General features: G+C 72.7%; 1 protein-coding gene. It reads left to right on the forward strand.

Translation table 11 applies throughout. The features are described from left to right. The coding region (locus tag SB719_RS22245) for a hypothetical protein (RefSeq protein WP_412160047.1) at positions 1 to 242 on the forward strand (242 nt) is incomplete at both ends.

Raw genomic sequence — 242 nt, forward strand, 5'->3', positions numbered from 1 at the left:
ACGAGGGCCTGCTCGTCCGCATCCATGGCGGTGCGGTGCCGCCCGTCGTGATCGCGGACGAGGACGACGAGGTGGCACCGTCGTCGCCGGCGGAGTCCGGCGCCGCCCGCACGATCGCCGTACTCGTTCCGTCCCTGAACTACTACTGGCCGGGCGTTACGCGCGGCATGGAGCAGGAGGCGTGCCGTCGCGGCGTTCGGGTGCTCGTCCGCGCCGCGTCGTACTCGCTGCAGGACGAGCGG

The sequence above is a fragment of the Pantoea sp. SIMBA_079 genome (assembly GCF_046940275.1).
In the GTDB taxonomy this organism is placed as follows: domain Bacteria; phylum Pseudomonadota; class Gammaproteobacteria; order Enterobacterales; family Enterobacteriaceae; genus Pantoea; species Pantoea borealis.